This window comes from Mycobacterium sherrisii (genome assembly GCF_002102355.1).
In the GTDB taxonomy this organism is placed as follows: Bacteria; Actinomycetota; Actinomycetes; order Mycobacteriales; family Mycobacteriaceae; genus Mycobacterium; species Mycobacterium sherrisii.
The window spans coordinates 1-24,062 of record NZ_LQPT01000027.1 but is presented as its reverse complement, the minus strand read 5'-3'; the positions used below and the strand labels follow the sequence as shown (position 1 = coordinate 24,062).

The window sequence follows — 24,062 nt, the reverse complement described above, 5'->3', positions numbered from 1 at the left end:
CTCTCCTGCAGACCGCTTGTTACCGATGAGTTGGAGAGTGTCCACGTGTCCGTAGAGCCTTTCGACGTGGTGCCCGTCGTCGAGTACGAACCGCCCGTGCGCGAAGTATCGCGAATCGCGATTGCGTGCCGACAATTGCCGCTGGCGCGGCGGGCCAGTCACGGGCCGCACCGCCCGTACGGCGGGCGTGGGGTCGGGCAACCGGGACCATCGCCAGCTCATTCGGCGGCCATGCGCCAGGCGGCGATGTTCGCCGATGCCGCACTGCGCCGCGTGCTGGAGGTCATCGACCATCGGCGTCCGGCAACTCAGCTGCGGCCGCTGCTGGTGCCCGCCCTGGTCGATTCGGTGCTGGCGCTGAGTCGGTCGGCACCCGGACACCGGGGCGCGGCGGTGTTGCGCCGGATGCGGCTGCAGCCGGCGAATTGCGACACCGCCGCCGAGGTGTTCGGCTGTTACAGCCGCGCGGACCGCACCCACGCCATCGCCGCGCGGGTCGAGGTGCTGACCACCGGTGGCGCGGCACGGTGGCAGGTGGTGGCCCTGCACATCGGCTGACGCTGCCGCGGCCTCGTGCTAGTTCGCGGTCACGCCCCGGTGCCGACGCGGCCGCGGCAGCAGCGCGGGGACCTCGCGGCGGTAGGCACGGTATTGATCGCCCAGCGACGCCATCAGGTCGTGCTCCTCGAGTTGCAGCGCGATCAGGATGTAACCCGTTGTGGCGACGCTGAACAACAGGTGCCCGAGCGTCATCGTGGGCGCCGCCCAGAACGCGATCAGGAAGCCCAGCATGAGCGGGTGGCGCACCAACCGGTACAGGTACCGAACACGAAAGTCCAAGTCGCGGTAGGGCTTTTTCTGCCAGACCAGGTAAACCTGGCGCAAGCCGAACAGGTCGACGTGGCTGACCATGAAGGACGAGAAAAATACCGTGGCCCAGCCGATCCAGAACAACGCCCACAGCGCAGTGCGCGCCGCCGGCAGGCTCACGTCCCATACGACCGTCGGCAGTGTCCGCCACTGCCAGTAGAGCAACAACAGCGCGGCACTCGACAGGATCACGTAGGTACTGCGTTCGATCGGAGCCGGCACCCATCGCGTCCACCACCGCTTGAACGCGGGACGCGCCATGACACTGTGCTGCAACGCGAAAACGCCAAGCAGCACCACGTCGATCAACACCGCTAGCCACACGGGAGCCCCGATCGCGCGATCGACGCTGCGGGGCACAACGATGTTGCCCACAAAGCCGATCGCATACCCAAACGACAGCAGGAACAGCAGATATGCCACCGCCCCATAACAGATCGCCAAATATCGACTCATGGCTAGATTCTCCACCGATTTGCCGAATAGAAAATGGGGCAGTTGCCTCAATTTCGATCGGGCACCGACAATCCTTGTTGCAGCGCATACATGCTGGCGCCGATGCGATTTGAGACGCCGATCTTGGCGTAGGTCCGCTCGACGTGGTTGCGCGCTGTCTTCTCACTGATCACCAAGGTCGCCGCGATCTCCTTGTTGGACGCCCCGCGCGCCACCAGACGCAGCACCTCGATCTCGCGCGGCGTCAAGTTATCCGGGCGGGACTTCGGCCGTTGCGCGGACTGTCCCGCCGCATGCAGCACCGCTTCGGCGGCCACTGGGTCGAGCTCGCCGGCTCGCACCCGATCGTGCAGGCGTCGCGCTGCCGATCCCGCGGCCAACTCGGGGCGATATGGCCTTGGCTCGCAAGCGGATTGGTAGCTGACTGCCGCCGCCAAAATACGGTCGGGCAGGCCGAGCGCCGTCCCGGCCAGTCCGCGCGGATAGCCCGACCCATCCAGGCATTCGTGATGATTGCCGGCGATCTCGGCCAGGCGGCCCAGGCCGCGGACCTGCCTGAGGATCCGTACCGTCAGATACGGGTGCAGCCGTACCCGTTCGAATTCGCCGGCCGTCAATGATCCTGGCTTGGACCAGATTTGGTTCGACACACCGATGCGGCCCAGATCGTGAACATGGCCGGCGCGTCGGGTCAGGTCTGCCGCGGTGGGCTGGAGGCCGGCCACCGCGGCGGCAGCGCCGGCCAGCCGGGCCACCGCGCGCGAATGCCCAAGGGTGAACGGGCACTTCAGGTCGACGAAGTCGCCGAACGCCACGAGCAGCGCGTCGAGCGTGTCACCGTCCAGCCGGTGGTGACGATCGGGCGCCTCCCGCAATGCCGCCGCCCAGGCATCACCCGGCCCCGGACCGGCCAGGATCGCCTCGGCATGCCCGATGAACGTGTCGACGACCCTCGGATCGAACTGGCCGCCGCGTCGGCTGCGGGCCATCGCCACCGCGCCTTCGACACCGTAAGTGCGGAGGTGCACCTCCACCATCTCGGCAAGTTGAGCCACCCGCATCTGTATCGGGATCTGCTCGCCGTGTGCGCCGGCGGGCAGACCGCCGCCGTCGTAACGTTCGAACGCGAACCCGAGGGCGGCCTGCACATCCGGGCCAAGCCCGATGCGGTCGGCCAGCAGCGCGGCAGAGGTGCAATGCGAATGAATCAACCGGGACAGTTGACCGCGGGCGTCGGCGAACAGGGTTGCCATGATGGCCAACCGCTGCGTCAACGACTGGCCCCGACCGACGTTGCCCAGCAAAAACCGCCAGTACGGCAGGCCCCTCCAGTCGACCAGATACGAGTCATGCCGCACGGCAATGTCGTCGCCGAACCACCGGGCATATTCATGGGAGTCCGCGTGACAGCCGATCCACATGATCAGCGTCGTGTAGTAGACGCAATCCCGTTGCGCGGCGGTCAATCCCAGTCGGTCCGCTAGGCGGGTCGCGATCATCGCGGCGCGCAGCATGTGCTCGGCGGGCTGCCCCAGACCGAGGTCGATCGCCACCGACAGTGCCGCCAGCAACTCGGCGCGGGTCGGCGATTCGGGCTCCGACATGGAACTCATTGTGCCCAGCTAATCGCCGCCGCGTCACCCGATTGCGATAGTGCGTCGCACGGTACAGTGCCGCGCGGGGTCGAATGCCTCCAAACGCCCGCCCCCGGTCACGAAGAACCCGCGCTGCGGCGCCCAAAAGTCGGCCAGTCGGGCCTGCCGCGGCAGCGGCCGAACCTCGCCGAGGTCCTCGCCGCGCCACACCGCGCGCGAACCGGTGACCGCCCAGAATCGCTTGGGCGCGATCATGAATCGCTGTCCGTTCGGGGCCCGTCCGGCCAACCGGACCCGGCCGGCGCGCAGCATCGGTCCGGCCGCCCAGCCTAAAGCGCCCAACGCCAACCGGTTGCTCCACACCCTGGCGGGCAACCGCGACCCGACTCTGCTCATCAGCCGGGTCGACGCGGTGGATTCGAGATCGAGATGCCATTCGAGCACGCCGGCGATCCCGACGAACAGCGACCACGGGCTGGCCCACGCGACGTCGATGGCGCAGTGCACTGCGTCGTGCGGGGTGGCCGCACTGAAATAGCGAGCACAACTTCGTTCCCCGGGGTTGGTCGCGTAGAACGTCCACACCCCGGCGGGGTCGCGGTGCCAGACCGAGCGGTAGCCGGTGGCGAACGACGCGCCGGGTATGCAGCGCAGCGCCAGGTAGTGCCTGCTGGCGAAGGGAAGGCCCAAAACCCCGAAGCCGACGAAACGTTCGTCGTCCCCGGCGGGCAGGGTCGGGTTGCGCAAGACCTCCGACGCGGCATCGGCGGGTGTGAGCGAGGTGTTCATGCACCGATGCTGCGCCGCGGTTGCCGGTCACCGCATGAGGCTGTTGCCTCAATTGCGGCGAATCGAGGTCGCGCGCGCGGTGTCCTCTTTCGTGCGCCGAGTGTGTTGATGCTCCGCCCTTGCGACGGAATCATTTTGGCATGGAGCTCGAAGTCAAATGACCGCCGAGTTCACCGCACCCCTGGATCTCGCCGGCGAACTCGATGCCTTCTCAGATCTGGTCCGCGGCCGCTACCCGGTGCTGAGCGGTAGCGCCGCAGACGTTGATGCCCAGCAGGTTTCGACGACCATCCACGAGCAGCCCCTCGGGCAGATGTGGCTCGTCGACGAGGTGATGCCGCCGCACGCGGGCACCCGCACGGCAGGCCGGCAGGACAGCATCGGACCCGGCGTGGTCGACCTGCAGTACCTGATCGCCGGCCGGGTGTACATCCGCCAGTGCGACGGGGCCCTGGCGTGCGGGCCTGGCGACCTGATCGTGTGGGACAGCGAGTTCAGCGGCACCTACGAGATCACCGAGACGGCGCGCACACAGACCCTGGTGCTTCCCCGCGCCTTGGCGGCCGCGTTGCTGCCCGCACTTCACCGCCCCGGCGTCGCGCGGGTGGCGCCGGGGTGTCAGGTGATCGGCGTGAAGTCGCTGTTCGATCTGTTGTCCGTGCTGGGCAATACCGTGGCGACGTTGAGTCCGGATGCCACGGTCAAGGCGACGGCCTTGGTGATCCAGCTGGTGGCCGACCTCGGCGGCTCACTACCGCCGGGGCTGACTGGCGGACATCTGGGCGGTCTGCGTGAACGAGTGCTCTGGTATATCGAGGAAAATCTTCGCGACCCGGAGCTCAGCCCGGCCACAATCGCTGCGGCGCATTATGTTTCGGTGCGCACCCTGTACTACGTATTGCAGACGCTGGACGTGCCCATTGCGGCGCACATCCGGTCGCGCCGACTTGCCCACTGCTACGCCGACCTGCTCAACACCGACGATCCGGTCAGCGATATCGCCAAACGGTGGGGATTCGTCAGCCCACCGCACTTCAGCCGGGTGTTCTCCCGGCACTACGGGATCTCACCCAGCAGCGTGCGCTCCGCGCAGCCCTAGCGCTTCTTGACCGACTTCGGCGGCTTGCCCCCGCGCCCCTGCTGCCGTGCGGCGGCCCGGCGCTCACGTCGGCTGGCACCGGCGGGTACGCCCGCTGGAGTCTTGTGTGCCCCGCCACCGTTACGCTGCACCTCGGCCGAACCATCCTCGGCCGGCCCGGAATACGTCAGTGCGGGCGCGTCGTTCTCGATGCCCTTGGCGCGCAGGACGTTTGACGCCGGTTCCGGCGGCGCGGCGGGCGCAGCGCCGGCCGTGTCGTCCTGCTGCTCGGGGGGCGCGCTGCCCAATTCCGCGAGCCCCTCCGGGGTCTGCATCGGGGCGACCTGGGGCGGGGGCACTGCCTCGACGGTGACGTTGAACAAGAACCCGACCGACTCCTCTTTCATGCCGTCGAGCATCGCCATGAACATGTCGTAACCCTCGCGCTGGTACTCGACCAGCGGATCGCGCTGCGCCATCGCCCGCAGCCCGATGCCCTCCTTGAGGTAGTCCATCTCGTAGAGGTGCTCGCGCCACTTGCGGTCGATCACGTTGAGCAACACGTTGCGTTCCAGCTGCCGCATCGCACCCTCGCCGGCGAGCTCCTCGAGCTCGGCTTCCCTTGTGGCATAAGCACGTTCGGCATCCTTGAGGAGCGCCTCGAGCAGCTCCTCGCGGGTGAGGTCGTCGCGTTCGGAGTCGTCGTCGCGGTGGGTGAGGCTCTGATGCTCGATCCCGACCGGGTAGAGCGTCCCCAGCGCCGTCCACAACGCGTCCAGATCCCAATCCTCGGCATAACCCTCGGATGTCGCGCCGTCGACGTAGGCGGTGATGACGTCGCGGACCATGTCCAGTGCCTGCTCCTTGAGGTTCTCGCCCTCCAGGATGCGGCGACGCTCGGCGTAGACCACCTTGCGCTGCTGGTTCATCACCTCGTCGTACTTCAGGACGTTCTTGCGGACCTCGAAGTTCTGCTGCTCGACCTGGGTCTGGGCGCTCTTGATCGCCCGGGTGACCATCTTGGCCTCGATCGGCACGTCGTCGGGCAGGTTGAGCCGGTTGAGCATCGCCTCCAGCGCGGCCCCGTTGAACCGGCGCATCAGTTCGTCGCCGAGCGACAGATAAAAGCGCGATTCGCCCGGGTCGCCCTGCCGGCCGGACCGCCCACGCAGCTGGTTGTCGATGCGGCGCGACTCGTGCCGTTCGGTGCCCAGCACGTACAGGCCGCCGGCCTCGATCACCTCGGCGGCCTCCTTTGCGGCCTCCTCCTTGACCTTCGGCAACTCCTCGTGCCACGCCGTTTCGTACTCCTCCGGCGTCTCCACCGGATCCAGCCCGCGCTCACGCAGCCGCTGGTCGGTCAGGAAGTCCACGTTGCCGCCCAGCACGATGTCGGTCCCGCGGCCGGCCATGTTGGTGGCCACGGTGACCCCGCCGCGGCGACCGGCGACGGCGATGATGCCCGCCTCCTGCTCGTGGTACTTGGCGTTGAGCACGTTGTGCGGGATCCGGCGCTTGGCGAACTGGCGGGACAGGTATTCCGACCGCTCGACGCTGGTGGTGCCGATCAGGACCGGCTGGCCCTTGTCGTAGCGTTCCCCGACGTCATCGACGACCGCGATGTACTTGGCTTCCTCGGTCTTGTAGATGAGATCCGACTGGTCGGTGCGGATCATCGGCTTGTTGGTCGGGATGGACACGACGCCCAGCTTGTAGATTTCGTGCAGCTCGGCCGCCTCGGTCTGGGCGGTACCGGTCATGCCGGCCAGCTTGTCGTAGAGCCGGAAGTAATTCTGCAGCGTGATGGTGGCCAGCGTCTGGTTCTCGGCCTTGATCTCGACGTGCTCCTTGGCCTCGATGGCCTGGTGCATGCCCTCGTTGTAACGGCGGCCGACCAGCACGCGTCCGGTGAATTCGTCGACGATCAGCACCTCGCCGTCGCGGACGATGTAGTCCTTGTCGCGGTGGAACAGCTCCTTGGCCTTCAGTGCGTTGTTGAGGTAGCTGACCAGCGGCGAGTTGGCGGCCTCGTAGAGATTGTCGATGCCGAGCTGGTCCTCGACGAACTCCACGCCTTTCTCGTGCACGCCGACGGTGCGCTTACGCAGGTCGACCTCGTAGTGGACGTCTTTTTGCATCAGCGGGGCCAGCCGCGCGAACTCGAGGTACCAGTTGGACGCGCCGTCCGCGGGACCGGAGATGATCAGGGGCGTGCGAGCCTCGTCGATCAGGATGGAGTCGACCTCGTCCACAATGGCGAAGTTGTGGCCGCGCTGCACCAGATCGTCCAGCGAGTGCGCCATGTTGTCGCGCAGGTAGTCGAACCCGAACTCGTTGTTGGTGCCATAGGTGACGTCGGCGTTGTAGGCCACCCGCCGTTCATCGGGTGTCATGTTGGCCAGGATCACCCCGACCTGTAGCCCGAGGAATCGGTGCACCCGGCCCATCCACTCGCTGTCGCGTTTGGCTAGATAATCGTTGACGGTGACGACGTGGACGCCCTTGCCGGCCAGCGCGTTGAGGTAGGCGGGCAGCACGCAGGTCAGGGTCTTGCCCTCACCGGTCTTCATCTCGGCGACATTGCCCAGGTGCAGGGCCGCGGCACCCATCACCTGCACGTCGAACGGCCGCTGATCCAGCACCCGCCAGGCAGCCTCGCGGGCCACCGCAAACGCCTCGGGCAACAGCTCATCGAGATCCTCGCCCTCGGCGAGGCGCTTGCGGAATTCGTCGGTCTTGGCCCGCAGCTCGGCGTCGGTGAGCTTTTCGACGTCGTCGGACAAGGTGTTGACATAGTCGGCCACCCGCTTGAGGCGCTTGACCATGCGACCTTCACCGAGGCGCAGCAGCTTTGTCAGCACGGTGTTGTCCCCTTTTGGGATGTTCCCCTGATCGGTAGGAGTCTTGTTGTACTAAGCGACTCCCATGGTAGGGGACGGCACCGTGATGACCGTCGACGCTGCGATCCTCAGGCCAGCCTGATCAGTCCGTAGTCATAGGCGTGGCGGCGGTAGACAACCGACGGACGCTCGCTCTGCTTGTCGTAGAACAAGAAGAAATCGTGTCCGACGAGTTCCATCTCGTAGAGCGCGTCGTCGACCGACATCGGGGTGGCCTGGTGTTCTTTGGTCCGCACCACCCGGCCCGGCTGGTGGTCGTCCTCCCCGGCATCGTGCTGGTGGGCGTCGGCGCCGGCGGAGTTGACGGCCGCCTTGTCAAAGCTCGCGGATGAGAAGCTCTCGGATAGTTTGCCCGGCGCAGCGGCCACCGCGGTGGCCTCGGCCACCGAAACGGGAGTCTTCTCGCCGTAGTGCACCTTGCGGCGGTCCTTCCCGCGGCGCAGTCGGCTCTCCAGGCGCACCACCGCGGACTCGAGCGCGGCGTAGAAGCTATCGGCGCACGCCTCGCCCCGGACTACCGGCCCACGGCCCCGCGCGGTGATCTCCACGCGCTGACAGGACTTACGTTGGCGGCGGTTGCGTTCGTGCTTGAGTTCGACGTCGAAGAGATAGATGGTCTTGTCGAAGCGTTCCAGCCGGGCGAGTTTCTGCGAGACGTACACCCGGAAATGGTCGGGAATCTCGACGTTGCGGCCCTTGAAGACGACCTCGGCGGTGGTGGTCGGTTCCTGGGTGTCGGCGCCGACCGGCGGCTCGTCCAGAAGCTGAGTGGAATCCACGGTAAGTCTTGACATACGTGACAACTCATTTCTCTTTCGCGTCGCACGCGCCCGCGTGCCGGCTGTGTTGAACATGCGCCGACGGGGTTGGGGGTTGGTGTCAAACAGTCACCACCGCAGGCAGCCCGCCGGTGCTAGGTGTCGAATGCTCACCCCCTCCGCACATGGCGTCTCGGCTGCAAATCGCGACCCGAGAGTCGGAACCAGTTGGGTTCCGAAGAGTTCTTGAACGTTGTTCTCGACGTTAGCTCGTGTTCGCCTCGCCGTGCCACCGATTTGATGAGTCCGTAGCGAGTTCTTCACACCTTCTTGGCTCTTTCACGGGATTCGCCGGTCAGGCCGCCGCCAGCGCCAGCACGGCCGTGACCGCCACGCCGCCGGCGGTGAGCACCCGCACCGACTCGCGCGCGGTGGCACCGGTGGTGACGACGTCGTCGACGAGCAGGACTTCGCTTCGTGGCCACCGACCGCGCAGCAGCACCCGGCCGGCGACGTTGCGCTCGCGCGCGCCGGGGTCCAGGCCCACGGAGTCACGGCTGAGCGCCTTGAGCCGCAAGACCGGGCGCACCGTGACGTCCGGATGCCGGGCCACCGCGGCGGCCGCGACCCGGGCGACGGGGTCACCGCCGCGCCGGCGCGCAGCGGAACGCCTCGTCGGCGCGGGCACGATCGTCAGCGGTGTTTCGACGATGCCCCAGTCCAGCAGCCGGTGCACGCCGAGGGCCAATGCGCGCGCCAACGGGGCGACGAGGTCGGCGCGGCCCTGCTCCTTCATCGCCAAGATCGCGCGGCGCCGGGCGCCGCCGTAGCGCCCGAGGGCAAACACCGGCACCAGCGGGTCGATGCGTGGCGTGATCAGATGCGGTTCGTCCGGCTGGACCACGAACTGCCGGGCGCAGGCGTCGCACCAGGGCGTCGCCGGCATCCCGCAGCCGCCGCATTCCAGCGGCAGGATCAAGTCGAGCACACCGCCAGTGTGGTCGCCGGTGCCGACAAGACGGGGCGTCAGCCGGCCAGTTGCCGCACGATGTCGGCGGCCGGGCCACTGCGCGCGTGGCGATACGCCGCACCAGTCCACATTCCGACACCGTGCGGATCACCCAGCTTCACCGCCGCCGCCTGGATCGGGCCGGTGATCATGGCGACCTCGGGGAACCCGAAGATCGCGTGCGCCTCGTGTTTGTCGACGAATCGGTTGCGCAGGGCCCGCGCGTACCGCCCGGTGAAGGCCCGCGTCAGCACGGTTTCGGTGAACCGCGGGTCGCGCAACGCCGCACGGTGTACCGGGTTGGTGCCGGCCTCGTCGGCCAGCAGGAACGCCGTGCCGACCTGGACTGCGGCGGCCCCCGCCGCGCGCATCCGACGCACGGCCGCTGCCGTCGCCAGTCCGCCGGCCGCGATGATGGGGCAGTCGAAACATGCGGCCAGGGCCGATACCAGGTCGTCGAGCGGCTCGCCGGGTGGCCTGGCGCGCGCGTCGAATGTGGCCCGATGGCCGCCCGCGTCGGGCCCCTGCGCGACGACCGCGTCCGCGCCGAAGCTGACCGCGACGACCGCTTCGTGCACGGTGGTCACGCTGGCCAGCGTCAGGATGCCGACATCGCCGAGCCGCCGGTACTGCGACTCGCTCGGTGACCCGAACGTGAAGGACACCACCTCGGGCCGCAGGTCGCACAACGCCTCGAGTTTTGCGTCCCACTCGTCGTCGCCATGCGGTTCGCCCAGCGCCACACCGTAGCCCTCGGCGTCGTCCTCGAGTGCCGCGGCGAATGCGCCCAGTTCCTCGATCGTGACCCCAGACCGTTGCGGGACAAACAAATTCACCCCGATCGGGCCGGAGGTCAGCCGCCGGGTGGCGAGGATCGAGTCGGCCATTTCCGCGGCGGACTGCAGACCCGCGGCCAGAAAACCCAGACCACCGCTGTTGGATATGGCAGCCGCCAGCGCCGGTGTCGACGGCCCACCCGCCATGGGTGCACCCAGCACCCGAACATTTAGATCTGCCAACGCAAATCGGTCAAACATCGGTAACTCTCCCCGTACTCAGCTGCCGTAGCTGACTCAGCGCTTGTCCGTCGACGATGACGATGCCGCGGCGCTCCAACCGGATCCAGCCGTTGGCCTCGAACCCGCGCAGCGTCGCCGCGACTCTCTCTGGGTCGACCCCGGCAAGATGGGCGAAATCCTCGATCGAAAGGCCATGCTCCACCCGCACCACCTCACCGTCCTGGTGACCGAATCGTTGTTTGAGCAGCAATAGCCGGCTCGCAACGCGGCCCTGCTCGTCGGCGAAGACCAAGTCACTCAACGAGTTCGTCATCGCCTTGACCCATCGCGCGAACAGACGCAACACTTGTTCGCAGACCTCCGGGCACTGCCTCATCCACTTCGAGAGCCGATCACGAGTGATCGAGACCGCCACCACGTCGGTGAGAGCGGTCATTGTCATGTCTTGTGGCCCGGCATCGAAAAGTGTTACGGTGCCGAAGATTTCCGATGGTCCTAGCAGCATCAGCACGATTTCGCGGTCCGCGTATCGCTGGTAGGACACTTTGACTTTCCCGGACACCACCAGATAGAGGCATTCGCCGACGACGCTGCGCGCGCCCAACACGCGTCCGGGCCCGAAGCGTTCGGGCACCAACGCCTCGGACAAGGCTGCGACGATCTCGGGCCTTGTCCTGCTGAATATTCCGCAGCCGATCAACGCCCGGTGCACATCGGTGTACTTCGACGGCGGCGCGGGCACCGTCGATGGGGTGGCCAGCGGCGCAGTATCGCTGCGCGGCCTTTTGTCGAACGTCAGGCCGTCCGAACCCGTCGTCTCCCACCACAGCAGCGCCACCACCAGCAAAACCGGGGTAAGGGCGACCGCCGTGGGACTTGCCACAACGATAATGCTATGCGGGCCAGGGCAAGAGGCCTATCCACAGCGCGCCGCGGGCTGGACAGTTTACGTACCGAACGGACAATTCGGATGCCCTATGAGTTGCGACGCAGCGTCTCCGAGGGCGCCTCGTGATAGCGGGCGGCGTGCAGGGCGGCGAACCGGCCGGCATTGGTGAAGCCCCACCGGTGGGCGACCCCGGCCACGGTGACCGCGGCCGGGTCCGAGTCCAGCAGCATCCGGTGCGCGCGCCGGAGCCGGACCTCACGTAGATATGCCATCGGCGTGACACCGTAGTAGCGGCGAAACCCTTCCTGCAGCGCCCGCACGCTGACGTAGCTGCGTGCGGCCAGTGCGGAAACCGTCAACGGCTGGTCGGCCTCGGCCTCCATCACTGCGACCGCGGCCCGGACGGCACGCGGCTGGAACTCCGTTGGGGCGCCCTGCAACGCCGCGCGGTAGGGGTGATCGGCGGCCAGCAACAGACCGTGAACCACGCTTTCCACGAAGGGCATACCGACCATCGGCTGGTGCACCGCGCTGCCCGGCTGGAAGAGCTGCTCGGCGAACAGCGACACCATCCGCATCCAGCTGAGCACGGGCTGCGCTCCCGCGGGCATCGTTGGCCGGCAATCGATCTGCGAGGTGATCGGACGACCGAGCACGTTCGCAAGGGCATCTTCGACCGCGCACCGATCGATCATCACGGCCAGCAGGCGACCGGAGTAATCGGACACGGCGGCATCGCCTTCGGGCCGGTACACCGTCGGACTCGGTTTCGAGTACAGCGGGAGACCGTTGCCGCCGGCGTGCGTCGCGACGGGCAACGTCACGTGATAGTGCGGACGATTGTCACCGCCGTTCACCCGGACCTTGTTGTGGAAGTCCACGTCCAGCACGGTGATCGGGCCGAGCCGGCGGCTACGGTGTGTGAACGACAGCGTGCCGGCCCGCGGGGTCGGCTTGATGTCCGGCCACCACGCCGGGGATGCGTGCAGTGCGGCGAAGTCATCCAACGACCGCACCGAGGCCCATGCGCCCGCGGTCATCGTCACCCCCTCAGTGTCCTGATGTGTGGTCTCTCGTCGACCGTCAGTCGATGAAATGTCCTGCGCCGCAATGTCTCGGTCGGCGTCTCGCGGTAGCGCGCGGAATGCGCCGCGGCGAACCGGCCGAGGTTGGTGAAGCCCCATCGGTACGCGACCGACGCAACCGTCACCGTCGACGGGTCCGCCCTCAACAGTGCCTGATGGGCTCGCCGCAGCCGGACTTCACGCAAATATGCCATCGGGGAGGTATTCAGGTGACGCTGAAAACCTTGCTGCAGGGTCCGGACGCTGATGTGACTGCGGGCCGCGATCGAGGACAGCGTCAGGGGCAGGTGCGCCTCCTCTTCGATGATTTCGATCGCGGCGCGAATCGCCCGGGGCGCAATCATCCGGGCGTCCTGGGCCAACGCGTCGCGGTGGCGATGTTCGGCGGCCAGCAGGAACCCACGCACCAGGCTGTCGACGAACGGCAATCCGACGAGCGGCTGATGCAAGAGGCTGTCTGGCCGGAAAACCTGATCTTTGAACAGCGCCACCATGTTGATCCAGGTGCGGGTCATCGCGGTGTTGGACGGCAGCACCGGGACGAAGTCCGGCGCGGACATCACCTGCCAGCCCAACGCGTCGCTGAGTGCATCGTCGACGGCGGAGCGAGCGATTTTGAAAGAGAAGAATCTGCTGTCGGCACTCCACCGCGCCGCGCACTGCCCCTCGGGCGGGAAGACGGCGGTCATTCCGGGCAGGATCGCAAACGACAGGCCCCGGTAGGACCCCTCGATGCGTCCCGCCCGCGCCATCACGATGCGGTAGCTGCCGCACAATTCGCCGGCGTCGACCGAAAACTCGGAGTTGACGACCACATCGGTCACCGCGATCGCACCAAGCCGGGCCAGCCGGCGGGTCATCGCGAACTCGTCGGGATCGGTCAGCAGCTTTTGGTGCAGTTGACCGCAGCAGACCAGAGCGAAGTCCTCGAACGTATTCGTCTGCGTCCACTGATGCACGCCCGAAACGTCCGCCGCCGCTGATCCAGTCACCCAGTCGCCTTCCTGACCCGACACGCAGTCCAACTCGCCGAGCCCCCGTCCACGCCTCCCCCACCGACAAGCTAAGGTTGCGCAGTTTGTCCTTGCCATTTCGCCGAGCGGCGGTGCGCAATCCGGCCGAATGCCCGCGTATTTAGGCTAGCCGCAGCACGATCTCACCTCTACGGTCTAGCCTGGCGCTTGTGTCGAGCGAACCCACCATCGAGACCGAAGGTGTGCCTATGGTCCGCGCTGAACCCGTTCTTACTCAGCGCTTTTCGGATCGACAGCTTGCCAGCCTGGGCCACCAGCTAACTGGTGACATCGTGGATTGTCGACATCGGGACTATGCGGATGCGCGCCGTGTCTGGAACGCAATGATCGATCGCTACCCCGCCTTGATCGTCCGGTGCCACACCGATGACGACGTCGTCGCCGCGATTGCGTTCGCCCGGGAGCAAGGCGTGGCGCTCACCGTCAAGGGCGGCGGACACAGTGTCGCGGGGCATTCGATGATCGACGACGGCGTCGTGATCGACCTCGGCCGGATGCGCCGCGTCGCCGTCGATCGCGACGCCAGAACCGTCCGGGTCGGCGCCGGCTGCCTGCTCGCCGACATGGACCGGGCCACGCAGGCCCACGGCCTTGCGACACCGGCCGGGGTGATGTCGCAAACGGGTGTGGCCGGCCTCGCGCTCGGTGGGGGCACCGGCTGGCTGACCCGCAAGCACGGCCTGACGTGTGACAACCTGCTGTCGGCCCGAGTGGTGCTCGCCGACGGCAGCATCGTCACCGCCAGCGCCGACGACAACGCGGACCTGTATTGGGGCCTGCGCGGAGCAGGCACGAACTTCGGCGTCGTCACCGATTTTCTGTTCGCGACACACGTTGTCGCCCAACAGATCCCGCTGGGCGTCGCGATGTATCGCCTGGACGACGCGGCCGAGGCGATCGCGCATTACGACCAGACGATGCGGCACGCTCCCGACGACCTCAGGGTGGTGCTGTATCTGCGACGCGCGTTCGCCGAGCCGGGAGTCCCCGACGACCTGATCGGTGAGCCGGTGTGCGTGCTGGTCAGCGTGTGGACCGGCGATGTCGCCGACGCCGAAGCCGTCAATCGGGATCTGTGGCGCGGCGCGTCACCGGTGTTCGCCGGACTGTCCGCGGTGGCGTTCGCCGAACTGCAATCGCTCAACGACGTGCTGCTCGGCGCCGGGGCGTGCAACTACACCAAGGGCGGCTATCTCGGCGAATTCAGCGATGCCTGCATCACGGCGCTGCTCGAATCGGCGCGGCGGCTACCCCAGGGGATCTCGGCACTCGAGATCGCCTATCAACATGGCGCGCAAGACCGGCTGGCCGAAGACGACACCGCATTTCCGGACCGGCATGCCGATCATTTCCTCAACGTGATCACCCGGTGGGCGCCCGACGATGACGGCCGACCGCATATCGATTGGGCGCGAGAGACCTTCGAGGCCACATCCGCCTGGCACAGCGGCGGGGTCTACACGAATTTCCTTGCCTACGACGACGACGCCCGGGTGCGCGACGCGTACCGGAACGGCAAGTACGAGCGGCTGGCCACCGTCAAGGCGAAGTACGACCCCGACAACGTCTTCAACAACAACCCGAACATCGTCCCCACCGACGGCACGGGGCGGCACCGCTGACATGCACATGGGCATGCTCCCGGATGACCCGTCGGAATTCGAAGCAGCGGCATCCCAACAGCTTCCGCTGCCGTTTTTCGAGACACACTTCGCCTTGGGCCGGGCCCGCGCGGTCATGGCCGCGACCAGACTGGGCGTATTCGAGGCGTTGGGCGCCGGCGTCGCCACGGTCGCCGAGATCGCGGACCGTTGCGAAACCGACACGGCGGCAACCCAACAACTGCTGCTGGCGTTGGCCGGGTCGGGGTACCTGCTCTACCGCGAGGGCCGCTACGCGTTGACGCCGTCCGCGCGCACCTGGCTGCTCGCGGACAGCCCCACCTCGATCGTCGACGTGGTGCTGTTCGCCTACGACGAGTGGGGGCTGATGGCTCACGTCGAAGACTATGTGCGCACCGGGATTCCGCTCGAAATGCACCAGACCATGACGGGTACCCAGTGGGCGCAATATTTGCGGTCCATGCGGGCGCTGGCCCGCCTGACGGCCCACGAAGTCGCGGACGTTCTCCCAATCCCCGACGGGGCCACCGACATGATCGACGTCGGCGACGCACGCGGGCATTACTCGATTGCGCTGTGCCGGCGTTACCCCCGGCTGCGGTCGCTGGTCTTGGGAACACCCAAGGTCGGCGGGCCTGTGCCGCCGGCGGCGGCCGCGGAGTTGGATGATCGCATCGTTCATCTCGAGGCCGACGCGTTGCTACACGATTTCGGTGCCGGGCGGTGCGACCTGGTGCTGCTCTGCGACCTCGGCCGACACTTCAGCGCGACGGAGAACACCCAGTTGTTCCGGCGACTGGGTCGCACCCTACGGCCGCGTGGCGTGTTCGCGGTGATCGAACCGGCGCGCCTGGAAAAGGGCCATCACACAAGCCAATTCGCCGCGCTCAACGAGCTGTACTTCGGGACGCTCAGTCACTGCCAAAGCCGGACCCCGAACGACACCGCCGGACTGCTGCGCGATGCCGGGCTGCAACCGGCGGCCAAGCCGATCATGCTGAGCGGCGGTGAGGTCGCCGTGCAGATCGCGACGAAAACTTCAGCCCGGTAACACCGGAGCGGCGCCGGGCACCGTCAACCCGGGCACCTCCGACCAACTCTGTTGGCTTTCCGGCGCGGACGCCGAGTATTGCAGCACGCCTTGCGGTGCGGCCACGTACACGGTCGACGGGTTGGCGGCGATCGCTGTCAACGGGATCTGCAGGCCATGGGCGGGCGCGTCGGAGTTCACCCCGTCAAGATTCACGTAGGACACCGGATGACCAACGTCGTTGCGCGTCACCACGATATCGTCGCCGGTTCGCCAGTACAGGGACACCACGGTGTTGCCCAGGCCGAAACCCAACCGCCGGGGATAGGTCAGCGCATACTGCCCCGCCTGGGTCTGCTCCACGCCGGCGAGGATGACCTCGCCACCGATCACCATCGCCGCCCGGGTGCCGTCACGGGACAACTGCAGGTCGGTGATCGGTCCCGGGAACTTGATCCCCACGGCCCCGGAATCCACCGGCAGCCGGGCGGGCTGTCCGGATGCCGGTTCCTGAATGGCGCGCAGCACGTTGTTGCCGTCCACCACCACCCAGACCGCGTCGTCGAGGGCCCAACTGGGACGCGTCAGGCTGTGCCCGTCGGCGGATTGCACCGCCTCACCGCCCAGATCACCGATCCACAGCGACTCCGCCATATCCGGGGCGGCCCGGTGCAGGGTCACCACCGAGGCCACCTGCCGCCCGCTGCGCGACAGCGCGGCCAGCGTCTGGTCCCCCATCCGGCCGAACGCACCGGGCACCGTGCTCGCCCGCTGCCCGTCCAGGCCCACCAGCGACCCGTTCACCAGGGCATGCAGGCCGGCACCGGCGCCGTCGGCCACGCCGGGGTCGGTGGCCGCGACGTCGGAGGTGGTCCATCCCTCGGCGAACCGGTCGTCCAGCGGCGCCCCGTCGGTGTTGATCACATACGGGCCACGGATGTCGGCGCGGGCCAGCGTCCAAATGATCTGTGCAGCAAGCAATTGCCGGCTGTGCGGATCGGTGGTCGACAACTTCTGCAGATCGATGCGCGCCCCGCCATAACCGCGCCCGACCCCGCTCTTGCCGCCGTCGGCGCGGGTCACCGGCCCGCGCAGCCGCAGCGGCGGCGCCAGCAGGTTGCGCACGGTGTGCGCCATCTCCGGTCGCGGTCCGGCCAGCAGCTTCGAGATCAGCTCGGTGGCCAACTGGTCGTGATCGGCGACCGCGACATAGCGCGGATCGGGAACCACCGTCTTGCCGGTCGGATCGGCGAAGTAGAGGGTGTTGCGCTTGTAGGTCGCCTGGAACTGCTGCCAATCCAGGAAGACACCGTTGGGCAGCTTGTCGATTCGCCACCCGCCTGGGGTCTTGACCAACTCGATCGGACCGGGGTCGGGCAGCACCCCCTCGGCCGTCTCGAACACCCCGACGTCGGACAGCGAACCCAAGATGTCGGCCCGCATGGTAGCCGAAACACGTTCGGCGCCACGGGTTTCGACAAACACGACGTGGTCGATCAGCAGCGCACTACCGGCGTCGTCCCACGAATTGGACGCCGATTGGGTGAGAAACTGCCGCGCCGCCAGATGCCGGTTGGCGGGATCGGCCGTGGCCTTGAGGAATTCCCGCAGCAACACGTCGGGATCCATGCCCGGGGTCGGCTTGGGCAGATTCGACGGGGCGGGCCGCTCGACCGTGCCGATCGCTTGGGGGGCCGACGTACTTGGCACGCCGGCACAACCGCCGAGCAGCACCGCAAGCAACGCGACCAGAAGCCGCCCGACGACGATGCGGGCCGAAACGGCCCGCCGAGGAGAAGGGCTTTCAAGCCGCCGCCCGACGACGATGCGGGCCGAAACGGCCCGCCGAGGAGAAGGGCTTTCAAGGTCCCGCATCAGCCGCTCCGCTCGGCGTGTTCCCGTGCGCGCGGACGGTCCTTACCCAGCGGTGGCCCGGGCGGATCGGCCGCCGCGGGCGGTTGCGGAATCGGTTTCATCGGCAACGGGCTGGTGGTGACCTTATGGCCCCGAACCAGCGGCAGGGTCAGCCGGAAGCAGGCGCCCTGACCGGGTTCGCCCCACGCCTCCAGCCGGCCCTGGTGCAATCGCGCATCCTCCACGCTGATCGCCAGGCCCAGCCCGGTGCCGCCGGAGCGCCGCACCCGCGACGGGTCCGACCGCCAGAACCGGCTGAACACCAGCTTCTCCTCGCCGGGCCGCAACCCGACCCCGAAATCGCGCACCGTGACGGCGACGGTGTCTTCGTCGGCGCCCATCCGGATCCGCACCGGTTTGTGCTCTGCGTGGTCGATGGCGTTGGCGATCAGGTTGCGCAGGATCCGTTCCACCCGCCGCGGGTCGACCTCGGCGATCACCTCTTCGGTGGGCATGTCGACGAGCAGCTCGATCCCCGCGTCTTCGGCCAGGTGACCGACGTTGCTCAGCGCGCTTTGCACCGTGGTGCGCAAATCGACTGCCTCCACCGACAATTCGGCGACACCGGCGTCGTGCCGGGAGATTTCCAGCAGATCGTTGAGCAGCGTCTCGAATCGATCCAACTCGTTGACCATCAGCTCGGTCGAGCGTTGCAGCGTCGGGTCGAGGTCCTCGCTGTGGTCGTAGATCAGGTCGGCGGCCATCCGCACGGTGGTCAGCGGGGTGCGCAGTTCATGGCTGACGTCCGAGGTGAACCGGCGCTGCAAATTGCCGAACTCCTCGAGCTGCGTGATCTGGCGCGACAGGCTCTCGGCCATGTCGTTGAACGACACCGCGAGCCGGGCCATGTCGTCCTCACCACGCACCGGCATGCGTTCGGACAGGTGCCCCTCGGCGAACCGCTCCGCGATCCGCGACGCCGACCGCACCGGCACCACCACCTGGCGGGAGACCAGCAGCGCAATGCCCGCCAGCAACACCAGCAGCACCGCGCCGCCCGTGATCATCGTGCCGCGCACCAGCGTGATCGTCGCCTGCTCGCTGGCCAACGGGAAGATGAGGTACAGCTCCAGATTGGCGACCTGCGACGAGGCCGGCGTGCCCACGATCAGCGCCGGCCCCGAGAAACCCTCGGTGTGCACCGTCGCGTACTGGTAGGCCGCCTGGCCCGCCTTGACGAACCCGCGCAGCGAGGCGGGCACCTGATCCACCGGTCCCGCCGCGGTCGCCGCGCGCGGACCGTCGCCCGGCACCATCAGGACCACGTCGAACGCCCCGGCCAGGCCGGGACCCGACGCGGGATCCGTTTTCGACGTCAGGGTATTGCGCGCCAGCTGCAGGCTACTGTCCAGCGAGCGCGTCTCCTCGCCGTTGACGATGCCACCAACAGTGGTGCGGGCCCGTTCGATCTGTTCGATACCCGCCTTGACCTTGACGTCAAGCACACGATTGGTGACCTGGCTGGTCAGCACGAAACCCAGCGCCAGGATCACCGCCAGCGACAGGCCCAGCGTCAGCGCCACCACGCGCAGTTGCAGCGACCTGCGCCAGGCAATCCCGACGGCCCGGCTCAGCGCACTCATGCCCCGCGTCATGGGACCCGTGCGCCCCCAGCGATGACCGTGAATACGTCGCCGCGAGCCCCACCACATCAATGCCGCAACTCCTCAGCACCGCTGCGCCCTGCATACTCGCCGGCGATCAATAGCGCTCCCGGATCACGGAGGTCCGGCCTTGTATCCCACTCCTCGAACGGTCAACACCACGGTCGGGTTCTCCGGGTCCTTTTCGACCTTCGCCCGCAGGCGCTGGACATGCACGTTCACCAAGCGGGTGTCCGCGGGGTGACGGTATCCCCACACCTGTTCGAGCAGCACATCTCGAGTAAACACCTGGCGTGGTTTGCGTGCCAACGCGACCAACAGGTCGAACTCCAGCGGTGTCAGCGAGATCTGCTCGCCGTTGCGGGTGACCTTGTGGGCCGGCACGTCGATCTCGACGTCGGCGATCGACAGCATTTCGGCCGGCTCGTCGTCGTTGCGCCGCAGCCGTGCCCGTACCCGGGCGACCAGTTCCTTCGGCTTGAACGGCTTCATGATGTAGTCGTCGGCGCCCGACTCCAGGCCCAGCACCACATCCACGGTGTCGGTCTTGGCCGTCAGCATGACGATTGGAACGCCGGAGTCGGCGCGTAGCACGCGGCACACGTCGATGCCGTTCATGCCCGGCAGCATCAGGTCGAGCAACACCAGGTCGGGCCGCAGTTCGCGCACCGCGGTCAGAGCCTGCGTGCCATCGCCGATGACCGCAGTGTCGAAGCCCTCCCCGCGAAGAACGATGGTCAGCATCTCCGCGAGCGAAGCGTCGTCGTCGACGACCAAAATCCTTTGCCTCATGGAGTCCATGGTGTCACCAGATCGGGACAAAACTCGGGCGCCACACGGGCGTTTCTTCTTCGATAAAGCCGAATCGTGACAAATTTGTGCTATTCGGCCATCAAATCGGCGGCCAACCGGCCGGCATCGACGTCTTCTCCGACCACCAGCCAGGGCCCGCCCCACCCGGCCGATGCCAGCTGGGCGTACACGGCGGCGGTGCGCTGCTGCAGCCCGTCGTCACGTTCGTAGCTGTCGCGGGGCCGGGCCGGATCCGACTCGGCCCGGCCTCGGGCGCGGCGGGCGGCGAGCTCGGCGGGAACCCCGAGAAGCACCTGGACATCGGGCGCGGGCAGGCCGAGCCTGTCGAACTCCAGCGCATACACCCAGGCCACCGCGTCCCCGGCCGCGTCCTGGTGCAGGCGCGCGGCGCTGTAGGCGGCGTTCGAGGCGACATAGCGGTCGAGGATCAGCAGGTCGTGGCCACCACGCAGGGCTTCGATGTCGTCGCGGGCGGCGGCGCGGTCCAGCGCGAACAGCATTGCCATCGCGTACACCGACGACGCCAGGTCCCCGTGTTCGCCGTGCAGCGCCTCGGCCGCGACGTCGGCGGTGACCGACCGCCCGTACCGCGGGAAGGCCAGACATGCCACGGTCTTCCCGGCGGCCTCGAATGCGATCCGCAACCCGTCGGTCAGGGTCCGCTTGCCCGAGCCGTCGACACCCTCGATCGCGATCAGCACGGCGCGAGCCTATCGCCCGCCGAACGTGAAGATAGCTTCACGCGGGGCGCCCAGCGTGAAGATAGCTTCACGCTGGGCGCAGAACGACGTGGGAATCAGTACCGGTAGTGGTCCGGCTTGTAGGGGCCCTCGACGTCGACGCCCAGGTATTCGGCCTGCTCCTTAGTCAGCTTGGTCAGCTGACCGCCGAGCGCCTCGACGTGGATGCGCGCCACCTTCTCGTCGAGGTGCTTGGGCAGCCGGTACACCTCGTTGTCGTACTCGTCGTTCTTGGTCCACAGCTCGATCTGGGCGATCGTCTGGTTGGCGAAGCTGTTGCTCATCACGAACGACGGGTGCCCGGTGGCGTTGCCCAGGTTGAGCAGCCGGCCCTCGGACAGCACGATGATCGACTTGCCGGTCTCCTTGAACGTCCACAGGTCGACCTGCGGCTTGATGTTCAATTTCGTCGCGCCGGAGCGCTCCAGCGCGGCCATGTCGATCTCGTTGTCGAAGTGACCGATGTTGCCCAGGATGGCGTGGTCCTTCATCGCCTTCATGTGCTCGAGGGAGATGATGTCCTTGTTGCCGGTGGCCGTCACGACGATGTCGGCGTCGGCGATCGCCTCCTCAACAGTCTTGACGTCGAAGCCCTCCATCAGGGCCTGCAGCGCGTTGATCGGGTCGATCTCGGTGACGGTGACGCGGGCGCCCTGGCCCTTAGCGGCCTCCGCGCAGCCCTTGCCCACGTCGCCGTAGCCGCAGATCAGCACGCTTTTGCCGCCGATCAGCGCGTCGGTGCCGCGGTTGATGCCGTCGATCAGCGAGTGCCGGGTGCCGTACTTGTTGTCGAACTTGGACTTGGTGACCGAGTCGTTGACGTTGATCGCCGGGAAGGCCAGGTCACCGGCGGCGGCGAACTGGTACAGCCGCAGCACGCCTGTGGTGGTCTCCTCGGTGACGCCCTTGACCGACTCGGCGATCTTGGTCCACTTGGTCTTGTCGGTCTCGAAGCGGTTCCGCAGAACGTTGAGGAAGACCTTCCATTCGGCGGGGTCGTCCTCCTCGGCGGGCGGGACCACGCCGGCCTTCTCGTACTGCATGCCGCGCAACACCATCATGGTGGCGTCACCGCCGTCGTCGAGGATCATGTTGGCGGGCTTGTCGGGGTCCGGCCAGGTCAGCATCTGCTCGGCGGCCCACCAGTACTCCTCGAGCGTCTCGCCCTTCCAGGCGAACACCGGAACACCCTTGGGCTCCTCCGGCGTGCCGTGCGGGCCGACGACGACGGCGGCGGCGGCGTGGTCCTGGGTGGAGAAGATGTTGCACGACGCCCACCGCACTTCGGCGCCGAGCGAGGTCAGCGTCTCGATCAGCACGGCGGTCTGCACCGTCATGTGCAGCGAGCCCGAGATGCGGGCGCCCTTCAGTGGTTGCACCTCGGCGTACTCCCGGCGCAGCTGCATGAGGCCGGGCATTTCGTACTCGGCCAGATCGAGTTCCTTGCGGCCGAATTCGGCGAGCGACAGGTCGGCGACCTTGAAGTCGATGCCGTTACGAACGTCGGGCGTCAGAGTCATGGCGTGTCTATTCCTTCTGCAGCTCAAAGGGGGCTCAAGGGTATGAGCGCAATGCGTGGCTTTAGTTAGCTTGGGTACGCTCTTCCGCCACTGTAGTCGTTGACCTTCCGGGACCCGCTGGCCCCCGCAGGTCAGGAGACGTTGACGACGCCGTGGCGCTCCGCGAACGGCGTCATCAACCGGGCGAGATCGCGTGCGACGTCGTGATCGGCCTCGGGTGGCATCGAGACGTAGCTCAACGCCAGGCGCACGATCGCCCGCGCCAGCACACCGGCGTCCTCGTCGCTGGTGGCCACCCAGGTCGTGGTGAACGCCAGGGTCAGCCGCTCGGACGCGCGGGTGATGATGGGCGCGCTGTCGGTGGTGATCAGCTGCAGCAGATCGGGCTTGGCGACGCCGGTGAGCAGCGAGATCACCAGCGGATCCGACGCCGACTCGGCGAAGAACGCCCGAAAACCCTGCAGGAACGCTTCGTAGATCTGGCCGACGTTGGCGTCCAGCGCCGCGTGCACGCTGTCCACCAGCCGATCGGCCAGCCGCAGGGCGTAGCCCTGGGCCAGGCCCTGCCGGGAGCCGAACTCGTTGTAGATGGTCTGGCGGCTGATGCCGGCGGCCTTGGCGACGTCGGCGAGCGTGATCGCCGACCAATCCCTGCTCAGCAGCAAATCGCGCATCGCGTCCAGGACCGAGTCGCGGAGCAGGACCCGCGACGCCTCGGCGTAGGGAATCCGCTTCACAGGCCCGACATTAGCTGCTGGAGAGCTGCTGGAGAGCTGCTGGAAAGCTGCTGGAAAGCTGCTGGAAAGCTGCTGGGCCGCTCAGGATCGAGCGACCTCGATCATCTCGAAGTCGGATTTCGCCGCGCCGCAGTCGGGGCAGCTCCAGTCGTCGGGGATGTCGTCCCACCGGGTGCCGGGGGCGATGCCGTCCTCCGGCCAGCCCTTGGCCTCGTCGTACTCGAAGCCGCACTGCACGCAGACGAAGAGTTTGTAGTCGCTCATTGATTCACTCCTATCTCATTGTCGGGCTCAAAATCGACCTTTTCGCGAACCGCACAGTCGGGGCAACACCAGTTGTCGGGGACTTCGCTGAACGGCGTGCCCGCGGGAAAGCCTTCCCGCGGAGCGCCTTTCGCTTCGTCGTAGACGTAAAGGCAGCCCGGGCAACGGTAGGTGGTCACTAGGGCACCATGCTTTCTGCGGATACCTGATGGGTGTTCGTTGAAGGGACTCGGCGGGGGCCGAGGTGACGGCCGATGTCGGTCGCTCTTGGAGGGCCTGCATGACACTGCCGCCCTCGGTCCTGCCGGGGTCGCAGACCGGCATCAGGAAGACGCG

General features: G+C 67.2%; 22 protein-coding genes. 4 read left to right on the top strand and 18 right to left on the bottom strand.

The annotated features are described in order from the left end of the window. Positions 1-69: 69 nt before the first annotated feature. Entirely contained in the window at positions 70-558 is a 489-nt protein-coding gene (locus AWC25_RS04715; protein ID WP_069402608.1) for an Rv3235 family protein, read from the top strand. Positions 559-576: 18 nt separating this feature from the next. Here the strand turns inward: AWC25_RS04715 and mddA are convergent, their stop codons facing one another. Genes mddA through AWC25_RS04700 form a run of 3 tightly spaced genes read right to left on the bottom strand, consistent with a single transcriptional unit; the run spans position 577 to position 3,710 of the window. Continuing rightward, positions 577-1,326, bottom strand: coding sequence for a methanethiol S-methyltransferase (gene mddA / locus AWC25_RS04710; protein WP_069402594.1), 750 nt, complete (start codon positions 1,324-1,326; stop codon positions 577-579). Positions 1,327-1,373: 47 nt separating this feature from the next. Next, positions 1,374-2,930 (bottom strand): HD domain-containing phosphohydrolase, encoded by a 1,557-nt coding sequence (locus AWC25_RS04705; protein ID WP_084229544.1) that lies wholly within the window; start codon positions 2,928-2,930, stop codon positions 1,374-1,376. Between the two features lie 33 nt (positions 2,931-2,963). Continuing rightward, positions 2,964-3,710 carry a hypothetical protein gene (locus AWC25_RS04700; RefSeq protein ID WP_085166423.1) on the bottom strand — a complete coding sequence of 249 codons (747 nt, stop codon included), beginning with the start codon at positions 3,708-3,710 and terminating at the stop codon, positions 2,964-2,966. A 157-nt stretch (positions 3,711-3,867) separates the two neighbouring features. On the opposite strand from AWC25_RS04700, the gene AWC25_RS04695 reads away from it, so the two are divergent. Further along, positions 3,868-4,809 (top strand): helix-turn-helix transcriptional regulator, encoded by a 942-nt coding sequence (locus AWC25_RS04695; RefSeq protein WP_069402591.1) that lies wholly within the window; start codon positions 3,868-3,870, stop codon positions 4,807-4,809. On the opposite strand, the gene secA is transcribed toward AWC25_RS04695, so the two are convergent. The 7 genes from secA to AWC25_RS26390 all read right to left on the bottom strand — a co-directional run bounded on the left by secA (position 4,806) and on the right by AWC25_RS26390 (position 13,440). Beyond that, entirely contained in the window at positions 4,806-7,649 is a 2,844-nt protein-coding gene (secA, locus tag AWC25_RS04690; protein WP_069402590.1) for a preprotein translocase subunit SecA, read from the bottom strand. The two genes, AWC25_RS04695 and secA, sit on opposite strands and share 4 nt — an antisense overlap. Positions 7,650-7,756: 107 nt before the next feature. Next, positions 7,757-8,467 (bottom strand): ribosome hibernation-promoting factor, HPF/YfiA family, encoded by a 711-nt coding sequence (hpf, locus tag AWC25_RS04685; RefSeq protein ID WP_372513396.1) that lies wholly within the window; start codon positions 8,465-8,467, stop codon positions 7,757-7,759. A gap of 334 nt (positions 8,468-8,801) precedes the next feature. Further along, entirely contained in the window at positions 8,802-9,434 is a 633-nt protein-coding gene (locus AWC25_RS04680) for a ComF family protein (RefSeq protein WP_069402588.1), read from the bottom strand. Between the two features lie 38 nt (positions 9,435-9,472). Then, positions 9,473-10,492, bottom strand: coding sequence for a nitronate monooxygenase (locus AWC25_RS04675; protein ID WP_069402587.1), 1,020 nt, complete (start codon positions 10,490-10,492; stop codon positions 9,473-9,475). Continuing rightward, positions 10,485-11,357 (bottom strand): Crp/Fnr family transcriptional regulator, encoded by an 873-nt coding sequence (locus AWC25_RS04670; RefSeq protein WP_084229543.1) that lies wholly within the window; start codon positions 11,355-11,357, stop codon positions 10,485-10,487. The genes AWC25_RS04675 and AWC25_RS04670 overlap by 8 nt, the downstream gene beginning before the upstream one ends. A gap of 92 nt (positions 11,358-11,449) precedes the next feature. After that, the gene (locus AWC25_RS04665; protein ID WP_158089727.1) at positions 11,450-12,403 is read right to left on the bottom strand and encodes an AraC family transcriptional regulator; all 954 of its coding nucleotides are present in this window, start codon (positions 12,401-12,403) and stop codon (positions 11,450-11,452) included. Between the two features lie 2 nt (positions 12,404-12,405). Beyond that, complete coding sequence (locus tag AWC25_RS26390; protein WP_158089726.1) at positions 12,406-13,440, bottom strand: AraC family transcriptional regulator; 1,035 nt, start codon at positions 13,438-13,440, stop codon at positions 12,406-12,408. A gap of 365 nt (positions 13,441-13,805) precedes the next feature. Between AWC25_RS26390 and AWC25_RS04655 the strand changes: the two genes are divergently transcribed. Together AWC25_RS04655 and AWC25_RS04650 are read left to right on the top strand one after the other, a co-directional pair. Beyond that, the gene (locus tag AWC25_RS04655) at positions 13,806-15,104 is read left to right on the top strand and encodes an FAD-binding oxidoreductase (RefSeq protein ID WP_158089725.1); all 1,299 of its coding nucleotides are present in this window, start codon (positions 13,806-13,808) and stop codon (positions 15,102-15,104) included. A 7-nt stretch (positions 15,105-15,111) separates the two neighbouring features. Next, positions 15,112-16,155, top strand: a complete 1,044-nt coding sequence (locus tag AWC25_RS04650) for a methyltransferase (RefSeq protein ID WP_158089724.1) — start codon at positions 15,112-15,114, stop codon at positions 16,153-16,155. On the opposite strand, the gene lpqB is transcribed toward AWC25_RS04650, so the two are convergent. The 8 genes from lpqB to AWC25_RS04610 all read right to left on the bottom strand — a co-directional run bounded on the left by lpqB (position 16,144) and on the right by AWC25_RS04610 (position 23,905). Then, a complete protein-coding gene (gene lpqB / locus AWC25_RS04645) occupies positions 16,144-18,009 on the bottom strand; it encodes an MtrAB system accessory lipoprotein LpqB (protein WP_085166421.1) in 1,866 nt (621 codons plus the stop codon). The two genes, AWC25_RS04650 and lpqB, sit on opposite strands and share 12 nt — an antisense overlap. After that, positions 18,009-19,700, bottom strand: coding sequence for an MtrAB system histidine kinase MtrB (gene mtrB, locus AWC25_RS04640; RefSeq protein WP_084229540.1), 1,692 nt, complete (start codon positions 19,698-19,700; stop codon positions 18,009-18,011). Before mtrB ends, lpqB begins: the two co-directional genes overlap by 1 nt. 66 nt (positions 19,701-19,766) lie before the next feature. Beyond that, a complete protein-coding gene (gene mtrA / locus AWC25_RS04635; protein ID WP_007168097.1) occupies positions 19,767-20,453 on the bottom strand; it encodes a two-component system response regulator MtrA in 687 nt (228 codons plus the stop codon). A gap of 80 nt (positions 20,454-20,533) precedes the next feature. Next, positions 20,534-21,166, bottom strand: coding sequence for a dTMP kinase (locus AWC25_RS04630; RefSeq protein WP_069402581.1), 633 nt, complete (start codon positions 21,164-21,166; stop codon positions 20,534-20,536). Positions 21,167-21,261: 95 nt separating this feature from the next. After that, the gene (ahcY, locus tag AWC25_RS04625) at positions 21,262-22,725 is read right to left on the bottom strand and encodes an adenosylhomocysteinase (protein WP_069402580.1); all 1,464 of its coding nucleotides are present in this window, start codon (positions 22,723-22,725) and stop codon (positions 21,262-21,264) included. Between the two features lie 131 nt (positions 22,726-22,856). Continuing rightward, positions 22,857-23,462, bottom strand: coding sequence for a TetR family transcriptional regulator AlkX (gene alkX, locus AWC25_RS04620; protein WP_069402579.1), 606 nt, complete (start codon positions 23,460-23,462; stop codon positions 22,857-22,859). An 81-nt stretch (positions 23,463-23,543) separates the two neighbouring features. Beyond that, positions 23,544-23,726, bottom strand: a complete 183-nt coding sequence (locus tag AWC25_RS04615; RefSeq protein ID WP_044510067.1) for a rubredoxin — start codon at positions 23,724-23,726, stop codon at positions 23,544-23,546. After that, positions 23,723-23,905: a rubredoxin gene (locus tag AWC25_RS04610; RefSeq protein ID WP_085166420.1), complete on the bottom strand. Its 183-nt coding sequence runs from the start codon at positions 23,903-23,905 to the stop codon at positions 23,723-23,725. Before AWC25_RS04610 ends, AWC25_RS04615 begins: the two co-directional genes overlap by 4 nt. Positions 23,906-24,062 lie beyond the last annotated feature (157 nt).

Bases quoted from the DNA above. Each gene is read 5' to 3' on its own strand.
- mddA (WP_069402594.1), bottom strand. From the start codon at position 1,326: ATGAGTCGATATTTGGCGATCTGTTATGGGGCGGTGGCATATCTGCTG.
- AWC25_RS04705 (WP_084229544.1), bottom strand. From the start codon at position 2,930: ATGTCGGAGCCCGAATCGCCGACCCGCGCCGAGTTGCTGGCGGCACTG.
- AWC25_RS04700 (WP_085166423.1), bottom strand. From the start codon at position 3,710: ATGAACACCTCGCTCACACCCGCCGATGCCGCGTCGGAGGTCTTGCGC.
- AWC25_RS04695 (WP_069402591.1), top strand. From the start codon at position 3,868: ATGACCGCCGAGTTCACCGCACCCCTGGATCTCGCCGGCGAACTCGAT.
- AWC25_RS04675 (WP_069402587.1), bottom strand. From the start codon at position 10,492: ATGTTTGACCGATTTGCGTTGGCAGATCTAAATGTTCGGGTGCTGGGT.
- AWC25_RS04665 (WP_158089727.1), bottom strand. From the start codon at position 12,403: ATGACCGCGGGCGCATGGGCCTCGGTGCGGTCGTTGGATGACTTCGCC.
- AWC25_RS04655 (WP_158089725.1), top strand. From the start codon at position 13,806: ATGATCGATCGCTACCCCGCCTTGATCGTCCGGTGCCACACCGATGAC.
- AWC25_RS04650 (WP_158089724.1), top strand. From the start codon at position 15,112: ATGGGCATGCTCCCGGATGACCCGTCGGAATTCGAAGCAGCGGCATCC.
- lpqB (WP_085166421.1), bottom strand. From the start codon at position 18,009: ATGCGGGACCTTGAAAGCCCTTCTCCTCGGCGGGCCGTTTCGGCCCGC.
- mtrB (WP_084229540.1), bottom strand. From the start codon at position 19,700: ATGTGGTGGGGCTCGCGGCGACGTATTCACGGTCATCGCTGGGGGCGC.
- mtrA (WP_007168097.1), bottom strand. From the start codon at position 20,453: ATGGACTCCATGAGGCAAAGGATTTTGGTCGTCGACGACGACGCTTCG.
- ahcY (WP_069402580.1), bottom strand. From the start codon at position 22,725: ATGACTCTGACGCCCGACGTTCGTAACGGCATCGACTTCAAGGTCGCC.
- AWC25_RS04615 (WP_044510067.1), bottom strand. From the start codon at position 23,726: ATGAGCGACTACAAACTCTTCGTCTGCGTGCAGTGCGGCTTCGAGTAC.